The 14,838-nt window shown below is 63.5% G+C and carries 19 protein-coding genes; 8 read left to right on the top strand and 11 right to left on the bottom strand.

Translation table 11 applies throughout. The annotated features are described in order from the left end of the window. Positions 1–19: 19 nt before the first annotated feature. From A2G96_RS16900 to A2G96_RS16965, 11 genes are all read right to left on the bottom strand, one after another. Positions 20–361, bottom strand: a complete 342-nt coding sequence (locus A2G96_RS16900) for a head decoration protein (RefSeq protein ID WP_062801145.1) — start codon at positions 359–361, stop codon at positions 20–22. A gap of 31 nt (positions 362–392) precedes the next feature. Beyond that, entirely contained in the window at positions 393–1,520 is a 1,128-nt protein-coding gene (locus A2G96_RS16905) for a head maturation protease, ClpP-related (RefSeq protein ID WP_062801147.1), read from the bottom strand. Between the two features lie 2 nt (positions 1,521–1,522). Next, the gene (locus A2G96_RS16910) at positions 1,523–3,025 is read right to left on the bottom strand and encodes a phage portal protein (protein WP_062801150.1); all 1,503 of its coding nucleotides are present in this window, start codon (positions 3,023–3,025) and stop codon (positions 1,523–1,525) included. After that, positions 3,025–3,234: a phage head-tail joining protein gene (locus A2G96_RS16915; protein ID WP_062801151.1), complete on the bottom strand. Its 210-nt coding sequence runs from the start codon at positions 3,232–3,234 to the stop codon at positions 3,025–3,027. The genes A2G96_RS16910 and A2G96_RS16915 overlap by 1 nt, the downstream gene beginning before the upstream one ends. Before the next feature lies 1 nt (position 3,235). Further along, positions 3,236–5,335, bottom strand: coding sequence for a phage terminase large subunit family protein (locus A2G96_RS16920; protein ID WP_231909589.1), 2,100 nt, complete (start codon positions 5,333–5,335; stop codon positions 3,236–3,238). Then, positions 5,336–5,860, bottom strand: a complete 525-nt coding sequence (locus A2G96_RS16925) for a terminase small subunit (RefSeq protein WP_231909590.1) — start codon at positions 5,858–5,860, stop codon at positions 5,336–5,338. 259 nt (positions 5,861–6,119) lie between these two features. Beyond that, on the bottom strand, positions 6,120–6,551 hold the full coding sequence (locus A2G96_RS33375; protein ID WP_150124164.1) for a hypothetical protein: 432 nt from the start codon (positions 6,549–6,551) through the stop codon (positions 6,120–6,122). Positions 6,552–6,947: 396 nt separating this feature from the next. Next, entirely contained in the window at positions 6,948–7,592 is a 645-nt protein-coding gene (locus tag A2G96_RS16935; RefSeq protein ID WP_062801155.1) for a hypothetical protein, read from the bottom strand. Positions 7,593–7,599: 7 nt separating this feature from the next. Next, positions 7,600–8,232: a hypothetical protein gene (locus A2G96_RS33380; protein WP_150124165.1), complete on the bottom strand. Its 633-nt coding sequence runs from the start codon at positions 8,230–8,232 to the stop codon at positions 7,600–7,602. Between the two features lie 1,889 nt (positions 8,233–10,121). Next, positions 10,122–10,502: a hypothetical protein gene (locus A2G96_RS33385; protein ID WP_150124166.1), complete on the bottom strand. Its 381-nt coding sequence runs from the start codon at positions 10,500–10,502 to the stop codon at positions 10,122–10,124. Positions 10,503–11,114: 612 nt separating this feature from the next. Further along, on the bottom strand, positions 11,115–11,582 hold the full coding sequence (locus A2G96_RS16965; RefSeq protein WP_062801162.1) for a YmfL family putative regulatory protein: 468 nt from the start codon (positions 11,580–11,582) through the stop codon (positions 11,115–11,117). 467 nt (positions 11,583–12,049) lie between these two features. Here A2G96_RS16965 and A2G96_RS34145 point away from each other — a divergent pair, with 467 nt between their 5' ends. From A2G96_RS34145 to A2G96_RS16990, 8 genes are all read left to right on the top strand, one after another. Next, positions 12,050–12,505 carry a hypothetical protein gene (locus A2G96_RS34145; protein ID WP_231909592.1) on the top strand — a complete coding sequence of 152 codons (456 nt, stop codon included), beginning with the start codon at positions 12,050–12,052 and terminating at the stop codon, positions 12,503–12,505. 195 nt (positions 12,506–12,700) lie between these two features. Then, positions 12,701–12,841, top strand: a complete 141-nt coding sequence (locus A2G96_RS33740; RefSeq protein WP_154676087.1) for a hypothetical protein — start codon at positions 12,701–12,703, stop codon at positions 12,839–12,841. A gap of 7 nt (positions 12,842–12,848) precedes the next feature. After that, positions 12,849–13,355 carry a hypothetical protein gene (locus tag A2G96_RS16970; protein WP_062801164.1) on the top strand — a complete coding sequence of 169 codons (507 nt, stop codon included), beginning with the start codon at positions 12,849–12,851 and terminating at the stop codon, positions 13,353–13,355. Further along, positions 13,348–13,491 (top strand): hypothetical protein, encoded by a 144-nt coding sequence (locus A2G96_RS33905; protein WP_167354373.1) that lies wholly within the window; start codon positions 13,348–13,350, stop codon positions 13,489–13,491. The genes A2G96_RS16970 and A2G96_RS33905 overlap by 8 nt, the downstream gene beginning before the upstream one ends. After that, positions 13,491–13,829: a hypothetical protein gene (locus tag A2G96_RS16975; RefSeq protein ID WP_062801167.1), complete on the top strand. Its 339-nt coding sequence runs from the start codon at positions 13,491–13,493 to the stop codon at positions 13,827–13,829. Before A2G96_RS33905 ends, A2G96_RS16975 begins: the two co-directional genes overlap by 1 nt. Next, positions 13,830–14,060, top strand: a complete 231-nt coding sequence (locus tag A2G96_RS16980; protein ID WP_062801169.1) for a hypothetical protein — start codon at positions 13,830–13,832, stop codon at positions 14,058–14,060. Between the two features lie 10 nt (positions 14,061–14,070). Next, the gene (locus A2G96_RS16985; protein WP_062801171.1) at positions 14,071–14,445 is read left to right on the top strand and encodes a hypothetical protein; all 375 of its coding nucleotides are present in this window, start codon (positions 14,071–14,073) and stop codon (positions 14,443–14,445) included. Continuing rightward, complete coding sequence (locus A2G96_RS16990; protein WP_062801173.1) at positions 14,442–14,828, top strand: hypothetical protein; 387 nt, start codon at positions 14,442–14,444, stop codon at positions 14,826–14,828. Before A2G96_RS16985 ends, A2G96_RS16990 begins: the two co-directional genes overlap by 4 nt. Positions 14,829–14,838 lie beyond the last annotated feature (10 nt).

Raw genomic sequence — 14,838 nt, forward strand, 5'->3', positions numbered from 1 at the left:
GTAATTGAACGGCGCCGGGTCAGCGCACGATGATGTTTTTGCTGGCCAGGCCAGCCTTGGCGGCGATCGTATAGCCGGTCAGCCGCGCCTGAGCCACCTCGGCCAGTCGTGCGATATACGAGATGGGTTGGTCCACCGCGCTGGCCGGCACCGCGCCATACAGAACGGCTTCCGCCGGCTGGGTGGCCACGTCGGCTTCCTCGAACGGTTCGAACTTGCCGTCAGCGTTCTTGGCCAGGACCTGCCCGGACGGCAGCGCTGCCGCCGTCGGCGCCAGGACGCCTTGCTCGCGCGAGATCTGTCCCGGTCCCTCCGACAGCAGGAACTCCGCGGTGTGGTTGCCTTCTTGCAGGATTTGCATGTGTGCTCCTGAGAAATGTGGTTGAGTTGGGTCAGGCGGAATATCGACCTTGGCGGGCACGCGCCTGACCTCGCGCCGCATATACGCTGGCCGCCAGCGGCACTTCCGGGGCTGCTGGGCCAGTCGGTTGCTTGTTGTTGATCTGCTGGCCGGACCTGTCGATCACGGTGTCGAAGAGTCTCGCGCGAGCCTGTTCTACGGACAGCCCAGAGCTGACCAGTTCGGCTGCCCGATCTGCGGCCTTTGCTGCAACACAAAGGCCCGCAATCTCTCTTGCCTGGGCGATGCGCGCGTCAGCACCGGCGCGGTCGAGAAGCCCGCAACTCAGCAAAACTGATTCACCGAGGTGTCCGATCTGAGCCGCCCGGCACGATGCCAGCACGTGGGCGACGAGACTGGCCGCGGGCTCGGGATCAGCGGGCGCCGGCGTGTTCGTTGGCGACGGTGGATCAACCGTTGTCTGTGAGGCCGACGGCGGCTCGGCTGCCGGATCGGTCAGCACGGGCGGCTCTGCTGCCGGCGCGTCCTGTAGCTGCGCCCGAAGGTCTTCCGGTGTGCGTCGGTACTTTGCGATCACCTCCACGCTGCGGGCTGAGGCAGCCAGCCGTACGGGCGCTTCGATGACATCGCACATGCCGAGCGCCTGCGCTTCCAGTGCAGTGAGCCAGGTCTCCTCGTCCATCATGCGGATCAGCTCCGCCTCGTCCTGTCCGGACTTGTTCCGGTACGCAGCCATGATGCCGTCGCGGGCGTTGTCCATCATGTCCGCGATTCGCCGGAGATCAGAGGCCTCGCCGGCCGTGATCGTCCACGGATTGTGGATCATCAGCTGCGCGTTCTCCGGCATGACGATCCTGTCGCCGGCCATGACGACCAGCGACGCAGCGGAAGCGGCAACGCCGTCGACGCGCGTGGTTACCCGCCCCGAGAATCGACGCAGCGCGTTGTAGATGGCAAACGCATCGAAGACATCGCCGCCGATCGAATTCACGCTAACGAGGACCTCGTCGGCCGTGTCGGCGATGGCGTTGAGCGCTGACACGAACGCTCCGGCGGTCACGCCCCAGAAGCCGATCTCGTCATAGATGCGCAGCTCGGCAATCGTCCGCTCGCTGTCTGTCTTTGCCTGCATCGCGTACCAGTTGCGTGGTTTCGGCATCGTTACTCCCCATTGGTTGGTTGATCCTTGACCGGGCCGCCAGCGGATGTCGTCCGCCGCGGATCGGAATCGAGTACCAGGCCGTGACTGTCCGCGCGGGCATTGTCCGCGTGGATTTCCTGGTCGGTCTGGTCCGGATCCTCGCCGCGCGCGAGGATGACGGAAGACCGGCTGCGGAAGCCGGCACGCACCTCGCGAGCCTGTGCCTCGACGTCCTGGACCGGATGGACATATGCCCAGCCTTGTGGCACCCAGCGCACCCGCAGATACAGCCGGCGGTTTCGGTAGTAATCGTTCAGCGACACCACGCCCGACAGGACTGCCGCATCGAGCCAGGCCGCCCAGATTGGCCGGCAGTACTGGTGGATGAAGGTTGTCCAGATCAGTTGCTCGATCTGCCGGTGAAATTCGTTGAGAATCACGCGCAAGACGCGATCGCTGACGTTGCGCAGGTCACCGGTCAGCACCTCGTAGGGCACGCCGACTGACGCACATGCAGCCATCAACTGCTGACGCATGAAGCCTTCGTAGTTGTCTCCGGCATCGGGCGGCTGGGAGAACTTCACCTCCTCGCCTGGGCCAAGCTCCTGCATCGTTCCGGGTTCCAGCGACGTGAGGGGCGTGTAGCCGTCGTTGTCGTACTCCGCCAGCAGACCCGTTGCCGGATCCTGGCCCTGCGCTTCCGGTTCCGGCTTGGTGACGAAGCCGGCGAACAGGTTCGCCACCTCCTGGCGGAAGAGGACCGCGTCGTCGAAGTTGTCGAGGGACTTCAGCCGCAGCAGCACCGTCGTCAGCTCGGGCATCCCCCGCACCTGCCCGGGCCGTGTGACCTGGTAGACGTGCACCACCTGATCCGCCTGTACCGGTACCAGCGACTGCGGCAGCCTCGTACCGAACTGGTAGTCACCAGGGTGGTGCCGCCACAGGTGGTAGTTCACTCGCTTGCCGATGCGGCCGTCGAACTCCACGCCGTGGACGATCTGGTTGCCGTTTGGCAGCCCCTCGCATTTCTCGACAGGCAGGTGGTCCGCCTCGATCGCCTGGATCTGCAGCGGCACGGCCAGACCATCCTCCGGCCGCCGCGGGCGCAGACGAGCCAGCGCCTCGCCGTCGGCGAACATGGCTCGCGCGGCCAATGCCTGCTGCCCATAGGCGTCGAGCTGCCCGTCCGCGTCCGCATCCGGCACCCAGTCCGCCCACAGGTCTTTCAGCAGTGCCCGAACCTCCTTGTCCGGGTGCAGCGGGAAGGGCTGGATCCCAGTGCCGATGGTGTTGCTCACGAGCCGGGCAATGGCTGCCCTCGCCCACGGATCGTTGCGGATGGCATCGCGGGAGCGACGCCGGATCATGGGCAGCGCCTGCGTCGCGGCGTTCGGCCCCGCATTGCTTGGCCGCCAGTTCGCCGACCGGCTCCCGCCCGTCGCACCGGCCTCGTAGGCGCTGCCCAGGTTGTTCAGCCGCCGAGGGAGGAGGAAGCCCCTCCCGCGCAACGTGGAATAGGCCATCAGACCCCCTTGCCGCCATGGCGTAGGCGCGACACGCGCGACTGCTTGCGCGGCGCCTGCTGCTCCAGGTCCTTCAGGATCGTCGCGCGCGCCTGGAGCAGTTCCCCCTGCGAGCGGTACCGCACTCGCTTGCCGTCGTACTGCACCTCCAGCTCGGAGCTGGCGATCGCGCGGTTGACGCGCTCGAGATCCGCCTGGGTATATGCCACTTCATCGCCTCTTCAAGTAGCTCGAGCGAATGACTCGCCGCTGAGCAGGTTGCCGTGGCCGCGCCGCAACCGGTTCGGCCGCCGGCGGCGCTTCCCGTGCCAGCAGCCCTGACGCTTCCTGCGTCGGCTGGGCACCAAGTAAAAGCCCCGCCGAAGCGGGGGTGGAATCCGTCTCCTGCGCCATATCGGGTGGACCGTCTGCCATGGCGAACAGGCTCAGATTCCGCGGCTGGACCTGTTCTTCCAGCGCGTCCCACCAAGCCTCCGGGCGGCGACGGAGCTCCATGTGGTGCTCCAGCCAGATCGCGTAGACCGCGCAGTCTTTCGCCTCCAGACGCTTGCGCTGCGCCACCCATCGCGTCTGCGAACCGAACTGGGTCTTACGGGTTGCCCGCGCCTCGCCGGCAAACTGCCGGAACCACTCGTCACTGAGGTCCCGCGACAGATGCACGTAACCCGGCCCGGGCTTCTCGACCTCGAGCCGCCCATGCAGGAGGTCTTTGACCAGGTTGGTGCCGACCCACCAGAGCGTCACGCCCTTCTTACGCCGCTTGCCGCGCCAGTCGATATCGACCTGGCTGGCGCCGTCGCGGATGTTGCGCTCGCCGGTCGGGCGGCCTTTGACCGCAAAGACCTTGTGTCGCGCGTTCACCCGGGCGAACTCGTAGACCCGATGCGTACTATGGCCGCCGGAGTCGACGGCCGACGCCGCGATCTTCAGTTCGGTGCCGCTGACATGCGGGAACCGCGTTTCTACCAGGTACGTCAAGACCCTGTCCCAGACTTCATCTTCCTGTGTATTCCCGAAGAAAAATTGATGATCGATCGTCCACATCTCCGAGCCGCGTCCGAACCCCCAGACGCTTACCTCGACGCGGTTGTCCTGCGTATCGCAACTGGCCAGTAGCAGCAGGCATCCCCATGGCACCACGGCAAGCCGGAACGGCTCGGCCCGATGCTTGAGCTCTTCCGCATCGGTGCGCTCGATCTCGCCTTCCCACGTCTCGCCCAGGGTCGTGTTCCGGAAGGCCTTGAGCTTCGAGTCGTCGCCCTCCTGCGCCTTGTCGTATGCGGCCAGGAACTCCTTGACGATATCCGCCCACGACGCTGCCGGGCTGTACGCAGTCCAAACGCGGAAGGCAATATGTCGCGGCGGCAGGACCCGCTCACCGGCGGCGTTGCGAAAGACGCCGTCGTGCTCGATCGTGCTGCCGTCGTCGCCGTACCAGAAGCCCCGTTCCCACACGGCCAGGTATTCGGCCTGCGTGATCAGCGCCCCGCAGTGCGGGCAGAGATGCCGCGCTGATTCGGCATCGCGACCGGTCCACTTGAAGCCGTGCGGCTCGTCCTTGCCGCCCCACGTAATGGCGTGATGCCCATCGCAGTGCGGGCAGTGGACGTGATAGTCATAGCGCGCGTCGGCCTGCATCTCGCGCGCCTCGATCAGGCTGAACCCCTTCAGTTTCGGGGTCGACCCGGTGACCATCTTGGGGAACGTCGCCCCTTCAATGCGCTTGCCGGCCAGGACATCGGGCGCGCCCTCCTTCTCGACGTCCGCGTCGAACGCGTCCAGCTCGTCCAGGTACACCACATCTACCGAGATCCGCCGGTAGCTCTTCGCCGCCTTGCCGCCGCGGAAGTGAGACATGCTGCCGAGGAATTTCTTCGCCTGCAGCGTGTTGTCCTTATGCCGCGCGAGGTAGGCCGGGAACACCTCCCGCATCGCCTTCACGTCACGCAGCATCGGGTCGAGCTCTGTCTTCACGAACTCGTCGCGGTCATCGTCGGTCGGCTGCCATAGCGCCTGGTTCCGGCGCTTGTGGTGAGCGAAGTAACCAATCGCGGCCAGGATCATCTTCGTGTACCCGACTCGCGCGGACTTCCTGAAGTCCACCGCCCGGATGTCGTCATTGCTGATGCAGGCGAGAATGGCGCGCTGGAAAGGCCACGGCCGCCAGGCCTGCTCGACGTAGGACGATTCCGCCGACAGGTAGAAGTGCTTGCTCGCCCATTCGTCGAGCGACATCGGCTCGGGCACACCGAAGGCGGCCAAGCCTCGCGAGAGGCGCCGCGCGATCGCCTCTCGCGAGTACTGGAACATTTAGCCGCCCTCGTCCGGCATGACTTCGGCCGTCGTGCTTCCGCCATCCTGCGGATCCCCCGGCTCCTCAAACATGTCCGCGGGCTGCAGGTCCTGCAGCGACACCGCCGCCGCGATATTCCGCGCCCGGGCAACCTCGAGCTCGATCAGCTTCACGCCTTCGGCCGACAGGCTAGGGATACGCCGGCGCACAGCGCCGGGAATCGCGTCCAGGATGCCAGCCACCCGCGTGCCCGCCATCGAGAGGATCTGCTCAATCACGTGCACCGGCGCCAATTCGCCGCGAGTCTCCGCGTTTTGCATGGCCAGTCGGTCCGCCTGCTCTTTGGCCAGCCTGGCACGCTCCTCCACCAGGTCGAGGTCACCTTCCGAGTAGCGACCGGCGGCCTGCTCGCGCAGATGGCCGCAATACGCATGCAGCCAGCTCCCGGCACTGTCGCCGGCATAGAGCACCCCGCGAGAAATCAGATCACTCACTGCCTGCTGGCTGATGCCGACGATCGCCCCGAAGGCTGCCTGGGTCATCCGCTCATCCAGGCTTACCATACAACCCCCTTACATCTGCCCCATGACTAGAGAAAAGGCGGGGCGCGAATTACCCTTGCCAGCCCGATACCCCCAGGGGCCCCGCCGCCGGCTCATGGCGTCGCGCTGACGCAACACGGCCCAGCACCCCGCCTACCCCTGCACCGACGGGGTGCATCAGAGCCCTCGTCATGAAACGAGTTCTTATTCTTATATCGTTAAAGTGTGGAGTGGAGCTGGACAGGAACCGTGCCAGAACTTAGGTCTCGCACGGGCTCATTGACTCGCCGCGGGACACCGCCCTGTGAATACCGAGATCACGCTCCGCGACCTCGCTTGGTGTGCCATCCTGAAAGCTGTGATAGGCGATCAAACGCCCATCCGGACTAAAGAGGTAATCGACCCGCACTTCAGTTCCGGAGGAATCCGGCACATATATGACAAAACGGATCACCTCCAGCAGCTTCACGCAACTTGGCTGAGCCATTAGGGAGCGCACGCCCCAGCCTCCCTGAAGGTGATCGCCGTCACACGGGTCGACACCTGCAGGCCAGTACGATTCCTCCGGTTGACGTTGATCGGTGCCCGTCGCTCCGAGCGCCAATGGCAACACCGGTCCATATTGGCTTTCGTTAAGCGGATTCGCAAAGGCGAGGAGCACGCCAGATTGGCTGCAAAGAAAACGGATCAACGCACCGTCACCAACATCCTTTCCGACAGGCCATACATCGCGCGAGAAGCTAATGACTCGCTCAAGGCTAACGCTTTGTAGCCTCCCATCACAGCACATCATGAGAACCTCCGAACACGTGAGAGCAATCGCGAAAGAACTGGAAGCTCTGATCGACAGCAACACAAGGCCGGCGCGCAACTACGCCGTCCTTCGAACCCTGGACAGCATCCACGTTCGAACGCAGCCGACCTGGGCTCGCAGTTTGATTCGCAGGCTAACCAACCGGGCAAGGCAGTTCTACACAGAACCAGTGCACCCCTTATCAGAGGATGAGGCCGACATGCTGCTAAACGACATGCGCAACTTCATTTCCGGCTTGCGCGAAGGTGCGTCGAGTGCAGAGCGACGGGGAGACTAACGCGCCGAAGCTAATGCCTGTGCCCAAGCCGCGGCCATCTCCGCCTCAAAACCATCCCGAGCTGCTAACTCAGCAACCTCGCTAAACTGAAAGCGCTTTTCGTAAATCGGGTCGCGCGCAAACACCATCAGCGGCACGATCGAGGTGTTGTTGTTGACCCGGGCATAGATACCGGCGGGCAGATTGTGGCCGCGCGGCACGCCTCGGAAGTAGCGCTTGGCATTGCCCGATGTATTCAGCTCGCCCGCGATCCGCTTGATCGTTGCCTTCGATACGTTGCCATACTGGTTTCGCTTTACGCCAGCAGCCGGCACCACATAGCCGCCCTGGAACATCTGTTCGAAGGTCTTCAGCTCACGCCTGCCGCCCTCAATCTCCGGCCGCAAGTAGGCAGCCTGCCGGTCCTTGACGAAGACAGCTGCCGCCAAGTTCTGCTTGGTCGCACGTTGAACGCCGATGGCGCGGAGGGTGAAGGGCGTCGGACTCTCGAACGACCGCTGCAACGCCTGTTCCTCCGCCTCAGCGGCACGCTGCGCCGTCCGCGTCAGCGCGAGTGCTGCGGCGAAGGGAACCTGCCTGGCATACACGCTGTACTGGTTGCGGACCACGTCGGCAATCGACGTCGACAGGGAGAACGACATGATGGGATCAGCAGTGCGAGTATCCAGGGCCCGGGGTGAACTGCGAGGCGGCGGCGTCCGCGGTCACGCTGTCCGGCAGCGCGAATGGCGGCACCTCGACCTCTGCGAAGACTCGACCGGAAGGGTTGCAAATTAGGCGGAACAGCGTCTGGTCACCGCATGTGCCCACCAACTCATAACTCACGGACACGAGTTCGCCGCTGTCAGACTCGTCGTACACCCCAAACAGTTTGCCCGGTACGGCATACAGGTGATCCGCCGCATTCACCAGTGGTGCACGAATGATCCGAAGGTGACTGGCGCGCACGATATGCCTGGCGGGCACAGAGGAACCGCCACAAGCGGCAGCATATGCCGCCTCGGCATTGATCGTCCCGGCGCTAATCTGACTCGATGAGATTTGGCATTTGCACATACGAACCGTCAAAAAAGAAGCGCCGCGCTCCGGCACGGCCGGGCGGGCTAAAACGGGCGGATGCCCGAGGAGACACTGGAGCGGACTACCTGATTCGAACCGGCGTAGGCGGCTTGGAAGGCCGGTGGCTGACCACTCGGCCAAGTCCGCGATTCTTGAGTTGACCTCGCGCCAGACCGAACAAAACAAAAAGCCCGACCTGGCAATCACCGGATCGGGCTTCACTGTTACTGTCGACGCACGCATCGCACAGCGTAGCGGAAATGTACCACCGAATTTCACGATTTCAAGAGAATCACTACGGGTGGGGTTCTAACACTTTGATTCTCAAGGCAATATTTCACACCCTGCACAAGCATCTGTTTTAGCCGCGTCACCCTCGGCTCGCTAATGGACAGTTCGCGCGCGACCTCTCGTCCCGTCAACCTCCGGATGTAGAGCAGCTGTGCTATGCGCTGCAGCTCCCGCGGCTGCTTCCGTACAGCTGCGTCCGTCGCTTCGCCGTGGCCCGCCAGTTCCGGGACGAAACCATGCGGCCTTCCGGACCGGATCTCCGGCAGTGTGAGGCAGCTCTGACCATACCCGCCACCGCCGGTCCAGCCGTGCCGTCGCGCGGCCCCCCACTGCTCCAGACGCTCGATCACCCATCCATCCGTAAGGCCTTCGTAGCGCCGCGCTCCAAGGCTTTTCCCATTCGCCATCAATGCCTCCCGCCCACGATGTCCCTCATGTGTGCCAAAGCCCTATCCGCACGCGTAGCGTGCCGGCCCAGGGTATCGGCCTCCGCTTGACCTGGGATTGGCGGCAGGTGCTCCTGGTCGGCTTCTGCCAACAGCGCGGCCCATCGCTGCGCAACCGCTGGCCAACTCTCCGCACGTAATTCGCCGCACGCACTGAAGCGCACGGCCGCCCAAAACACCGTGCGCGATGACCACCGGTCCCGCCGCTGCCGACGAAGCGCCATCTGCTCAACAGCCTCCATATACGACGCCTGAACCAGCCCGTCTGCAGTCATGGCTCAACCTCGGGCCACTCACCTGCGGGCCACGTATCGCCGGTCAACGCAGCCACCGGCCGGGGGGCGAGGCCCCAGCGCTCGGCGTGCGCCGCCTCCTGTGCCGCGAGTACCTCCTGAGTCTGGCGCCAGCGCGCCCGCTGTTCGGCGATACGGTCCGCATGCTCGGGCCGCCAGCCAGGGTCATCCCGGGCGCGTTGAAACAGATGTTGCATTAGCCCCCATGGATAATGGACCGTGCCGGCCTCCATAGCGCCCCTCAGTTCGTCGAAAACACGCTGGCCGAGCTCGGGCCCTACCTCGTCGTGCATCTTCGCAACGTCGCGCCTCTCTGCGGCTGTCAGCCCTATCGGCCAGGCACAGCCTGGTTTCCACCCGAGGCTTTTGCCTCGCCCCTTCTCTGATTGCCGGGCCGCAGGCCCATCCCCACGGCGGCTTGCAGACCTGCGGCGTTCCTCTGAGGGCCGCTGCCGTGTGCTGCGCGATGGGGGTTGGCAATCTTTGCCGTCCTCCCGCGCGCCAGGCGCGGGGGGCTCGATCTGCTGTTGGGGGTCCAACTCGCCCGCCCGCGCCGAAGGCGTGGGGGGGACGACTCGTTCCCCCTCGTGCTCCGGCACGGGGGGGTTAGGGGGGGTGGTTTTTATAGGGTTAACCGGACACTCCAGATGAGGTGCGGCTTTCGGCGAACTTTCATTGTGGACAATCCTGCGAGCCGGCTTCCGTGGCGGCTTCGCGGGCGGCGCTACCCCTTGTGGAGGGGGTGCGGGTTTTTTGGGCGCGCGCGAAAGCCTTGTGGCGAGCAGCAACCGGAACCGCAGGTGCGTGCTGGTGCTAATCACCTCCACCAGGCCCTCCCGGACCAGTTGGCCTACGCGGCGGCGCAGCTGATGTTCAGATGGCTTGACGGTCTTCACCCCCGGCCTGCCAAGAACCTCCGTGTCCTCTCGCAGCGCTTGCCACGAGATCCGTTTGGCCTTGTCGCCAACGATGCCGGTCTTGAAGTCCATGCTGCGCCTGATTGCGCCGTAGAGATCCCTGGCCAGCCAGTCGACTCCGCGCAGCGCCAGCCACTCGGCGTTGTTTACTAGATGCCCGCCGCTCATGCCGGTCCCTCTTCGCGCCTGCAGGTGTCGCATTCGACGCGGCATAGCGCCGCGGCATCGCCAGCGCGGCCGCCTCCCCAGATGTAGCCGAGCCCCCACAGCTGGTGATGCTCTGTGCCGTGCAGGTAAGGATTGCCTTTCGTAGCGCATAGGCCGCCCTGGGCGGCAATACGTCCCTGTCCCATCACCGAACTGATGGGCAGAATTTCAAGATCCATCGGAGAACCACAGATGCGGCCGAGCACCGCCTGGAAGAGAACATCAAAGGTGGCAACGAACTCGGGAGACGTCGACGCGACGAGTTCGGCGCGATAGCGGTCACGCTCGAGCTGTGTTTGACCTGCTGCACAACGCTCGGCGCAGATTTGCGCGAGCACAGATGTCTCGCCGGCCGCACGGAAGACCCAGTGCACTTGGCTAACGGGCCAGCCGCATGCGCCCAGGAGTTGGATTGCGAATGCCCGCATCGGCTTCTCGCCGCGGGGCTTGAGAGCTGTGGCCAAGTGGTGCCAAGCGCAGCATTGCTGCGTTGAGCGATTGCAGCAGTAACCGCCAAACGCTCGCCAAGGCTTGCAGCACGAAATGTTCTGGGCAAACCGAAGGGCATCGGACTTGGGAGTTTCACCGCAGCGCTCATCGGCCATCGTTGAATCCGACCACGTCGTCCAGGACGTGGCTATCACTGGAACGGTGGCTGTAGTTTCCCAGCCAGTGCCGTAGGGTCGGCTCTCGCCCTAATTCAACTTGTGCCTTTGTTGAGCCGCTTTCATAGGCGACCGTAACAACGCGGCCTGGCTTACGAAAGAGGAACACGCTGAAAACGAACTCGCTTGCCTCCCACCGCCGCCGGCGCAACTTTGACACTACCTCCGCATAGACAACGCCCATTTCCCGCTCGGTCAAGCGGCCCGGACCGACAGTTCCTTGCCGCGCCAGAATCCGACGAGCAATGCGCGCGCCTGGTGGGCTGCGCAAGTCCACCGCCGCCATCAGCGACGCCCCTCGGGCGGCGCCTCGTGCCGCTCGTAGATCCGGACCGCGACGGCCATGAACTCCTGCAAGCTGCGGTGGACTTCGTCTGTCAGACCGCGCAGCTTGGTGCTCTCTCTCGCGTCAAGCTCCCCGTCGGCGGTGAACTCTCGGAAGCGCCCGAAGAGGTCACCTAGTTCGGAGAGCAGTTCCTGCTGCTTGTCGAAGAGCTCCTCGCGACCGGAGATCTGGATCTCAGGCAGCGGCACGAAAACGCCGCCGGACTCTTGCGCAATGGCTTCAGCAAGGCGACGCGTGCCTGAGAGCGCCTGCATGGCAAGCGCTGTCTCAACGTGCATGCGCTGCTCCTTACGCTCATAGACTCGATTCTCCAGGCCAGCTTTGGACATGCCCAGCGCCGCCGCCATGGCGTCCCAGCCGCCCGGCATGGCGCGGATCATCGATAGGTAGGCGTTACGAATTCCCATAGTTCTTGGAGGTTATTGGTGGTGTTTCCGCAGATGCGTCGCACGTAGACTGTGCTTACGGATGCGCCCAGCTCATCCATCGCTGGCGATATGAGCTAAAGGATCAGGCAGGAAGCACAGGGACTTGACCATGGTTAGATTTCCCTTGGTAGCACGCCAGTTGGGGCCCGGATGTGCCCCAGTTCCGGCCAGATGCGATGCCAGTTTTCCGGCCGCGCATCGTCAAGGGAGTTGATGGGCCGACCGCTCGCAATGGCCAGCTCACAAACGCGGCCACGCGAGATCCGACCCTCCTCCTTCCAACCGCACACAGATGCAGCGGAGATACTGAGCAGCCGTGCGACCGCGGTGGGACCGCCCAGGTACTCGATGAGCTCAGCAACCTTTGTCATGCCCGTGATTTTAGGAATTCCTTACTTTTTGTGTCAAGGCATTCCTATCGCGGATTCGATTAGGATTGCCTAACTATGGATCTCTCTGAACGCCTCAAGGTCGCAATGGCCGGACCACCGGAAGTCAAGCCGGTCGATCTCGCTCGTGCATGCGGCGTCCGCGCACCATCGGTTGCCGATTGGCTGAATGGACGGACCAAGCGCTTGGAGGGGGCCAATCTCCTTGCGGCAGCGGAATTCCTACGTGTCAACCCTTGGTGGCTCGCTACGGGTAAAGGCAAGATCCATGCCCCGTACCACCTTGTGCCACGGGAAGACCTGCAAGCCAGCATCGAAATCGCTCCGGCACCGACGTCCACGCTTCCAAAGGAGAAGCTACACGCGATGGAACTGCTCCGCGCGGTGCCTGACGAGCGGATGACATACGTAATCGAGACTCTGACGACCGTCTTGGCAGCAAGCACGACAACAGGGAAGCGCGCTTCGAAGGCCCCGAAGAAGCCGCTTGGAAAAATTCATAAGCATGGATAGGTGGAAGCGGTGGCGCGATTTTCCATTGTGACTGCCATCACCTTCCACAGCCCAAACATCTGCTAGCAAAATCACTGGCACGACCTCGATTACTTCGAGGTCGCGTGCATTACGCCACAAAATAAGGAATTCCTATTGACATATTGATTAGGAATTCCTACTCTGCGCTCCAACACCCGTCCTGATGGAGCCACCATGCCTCTCCCCTCGCGCGTCAAGTCCTGGCTGGTCACCCTGGCCGTGACAGCCTTCATCGTCGTCGCACTCTCCTGGGTCGGCGACGACCAAGCCGCTCCGGCAACCGTGCCGGCCGTCCGCACCACCTATCGCGCGTGAGGCGGCCATGCATCTCGAATTCGATCGCAACGGCAAGGTCTCGGTAAATCACTGGGCCGTCATCGACGACTTCGGCACGGAGCATGACTCTGTGCATGCAGGAGTTTTCGGCGGCTACACCGACCCTGTGGCCCAGGCGCGCCGGGATTTCATGGACACCGCGCTTCGCGACCCAGATTACAGCCGCGCGTTATGGGGCAAGCCTACGTACCACCGCGCGTTCGAAACTGTTGCTTTCGCCAGCCCGATTGGCATGAGCATCGAGCTCGAGATCCGCATCGAGTTCGAGCTTCACCCCTTCTGGGATGAACGAACTTGGGAACCGCTCTGGACGCAAGCCGAGGGCGCGGCGATCAAGATCCTGCATGCCGGCACCAACGAGTGGAGATGGCAACCGGCCTCGACCGTTCTCACACGAGTAGCACTCGAAGCCTTCTGCTGGGCCTACCTCGACCTGGAGAAGGCCCGTGATGCAGAGGAGGTACGGGCCCGCAGGGAGGCGCGCCATGCATGAATCGCCTATCGACCGCCTCGCCAATGGCTACTTCTCTCGTCATCCCCTCCAAGCGCTTCTGCTGATCCTGCTCGGCTTCGGTCTGGCTGGCGGCATTGCGCCGGGCGCGGACTGGCTACTTGCTGGAGGTATGTAATGGCATTTGCCGAAATCCTTCAACTGCAGGAGCTTTCCAACCTGCTGGCAAGCGCGTTCCCCGCAGGCTTCTCCGCAGCAGCGCAGTTCTCCCTCCCCCATCCCAACGCAGTACACGAGGCGCCGGTCATCAACCTGACGGGCGCGCGCGACCCCGCCATGGCGTTGGCGTGGCTGGCATGGGCGGGCTTCATGGAGATCGGCCGTACCCCGCCATTTGTTGGGCAGGACTGCCTTTCCGGCCTGCTGACGGATCTAGTCTCGATCGAGCTGGTGCACGCGCAGTTGCCGGGCTCTGCCTGGCTGCACCTTCCTGCTGAGATCTCCTGGAGCAACTGAGTGGCCAAAGGCGCGTTCTCTCTTGCTGCGATGAGGGCCGAGTTTCTCCGCCAACGTGGCGATCCGGCTCTCTTCGACGACTACATTGCCGAACCTCATCACCGCAAGAAGCTCGTCGCAGACATCCAGGCGCGCCTCAACGCCAACCGCGCCCGGCGACGGCGCACCAGCCGCAAGCAACACCCCAACACGTTCGACCTCAAGAAGCTGCAGGCGAACGATAAAGACTGAGGAGCAAACCATGTTGTTAGGAATCGCGGGCGACGCCAATCGCCACCTGCGGCTGCTCGCCGCCATGTACTTGGTTGAAGTCCACCACTTTGTGGCAACGGAGCTCTATACCGAGCCCGGCCCCGCCTGGGATCGCACGCTCGATTGCTTCGCGGCACGCGGCATTGACGTTGTCATCTTGAACGTACACACGGAGAACGGTGGTGCGGTTGTCCACCGCCATGCGGGCCACTTGCTCTATCTCTCCTCCCTGGCAAAGGTCGCGCGCACGCTCAACCTCGCACCTGGCGACGTGGAGCTGCTCCCTGCCAACAGTGCGTGCAATCTCTACGCCCAGCTCGACGCCATCGTCGGCAACGTTGCATTCTCTGGGACAGTGCAATGACGCTGCCGAGCCAAACGAACGTCCTAGCCTCGGACGCGGCGATCTACGTGGCAATTGTCAGCTTTACGCATGCACCGACAATCGCCGCGTGCGCTCACCTGCAGCGAACTCTGGCGACCATCGACATTGCCCTGGACCTCCAAGGACTATCCGATGAGTTGGTCCATACGCGATCTGCCCAACTCGCCCTTGTTTCAGTGATCGACCGTCGGGACCGCATCGGTGTCCTGGCCGTCTCCGCGCTCGAAGCACTCACACTTCGGGCCGCTGCGCCGCACATCGCTGAAGCCTTCGGGCGAATCCGCCTTAACACGTTTTTCTTCGCCCACGCAGTCGCCGAACGCGCACAAAACCATGAGCGCGACGCACTCCTATTCCTCTGAACCTTGGAGA

The sequence above is a fragment of the Cupriavidus nantongensis genome, from assembly GCF_001598055.1.
In the GTDB taxonomy this organism is placed as follows: Bacteria; Pseudomonadota; Gammaproteobacteria; order Burkholderiales; family Burkholderiaceae; genus Cupriavidus; species Cupriavidus nantongensis.

Bases quoted from the DNA above. Each gene is read 5' to 3' on its own strand.
- A2G96_RS16925 (WP_231909590.1), bottom strand. From the start codon at position 5,860: ATGACCCAGGCAGCCTTCGGGGCGATCGTCGGCATCAGCCAGCAGGCA.
- A2G96_RS16905 (WP_062801147.1), bottom strand. From the start codon at position 1,520: ATGCCGAAACCACGCAACTGGTACGCGATGCAGGCAAAGACAGACAGC.
- A2G96_RS16985 (WP_062801171.1), top strand. From the start codon at position 14,071: ATGTTGTTAGGAATCGCGGGCGACGCCAATCGCCACCTGCGGCTGCTC.
- A2G96_RS34145 (WP_231909592.1), top strand. From the start codon at position 12,050: ATGGATCTCTCTGAACGCCTCAAGGTCGCAATGGCCGGACCACCGGAA.
- A2G96_RS33740 (WP_154676087.1), top strand. From the start codon at position 12,701: ATGCCTCTCCCCTCGCGCGTCAAGTCCTGGCTGGTCACCCTGGCCGTG.
- A2G96_RS16970 (WP_062801164.1), top strand. From the start codon at position 12,849: ATGCATCTCGAATTCGATCGCAACGGCAAGGTCTCGGTAAATCACTGG.
- A2G96_RS33905 (WP_167354373.1), top strand. From the start codon at position 13,348: ATGCATGAATCGCCTATCGACCGCCTCGCCAATGGCTACTTCTCTCGT.
- A2G96_RS16910 (WP_062801150.1), bottom strand. From the start codon at position 3,025: ATGGCCTATTCCACGTTGCGCGGGAGGGGCTTCCTCCTCCCTCGGCGG.
- A2G96_RS16900 (WP_062801145.1), bottom strand. From the start codon at position 361: ATGCAAATCCTGCAAGAAGGCAACCACACCGCGGAGTTCCTGCTGTCG.
- A2G96_RS16935 (WP_062801155.1), bottom strand. From the start codon at position 7,592: ATGTCGTTCTCCCTGTCGACGTCGATTGCCGACGTGGTCCGCAACCAG.
- A2G96_RS16920 (WP_231909589.1), bottom strand. From the start codon at position 5,335: ATGTTCCAGTACTCGCGAGAGGCGATCGCGCGGCGCCTCTCGCGAGGC.
- A2G96_RS16965 (WP_062801162.1), bottom strand. From the start codon at position 11,582: ATGGGAATTCGTAACGCCTACCTATCGATGATCCGCGCCATGCCGGGC.
- A2G96_RS16990 (WP_062801173.1), top strand. From the start codon at position 14,442: ATGACGCTGCCGAGCCAAACGAACGTCCTAGCCTCGGACGCGGCGATC.
- A2G96_RS16975 (WP_062801167.1), top strand. From the start codon at position 13,491: ATGGCATTTGCCGAAATCCTTCAACTGCAGGAGCTTTCCAACCTGCTG.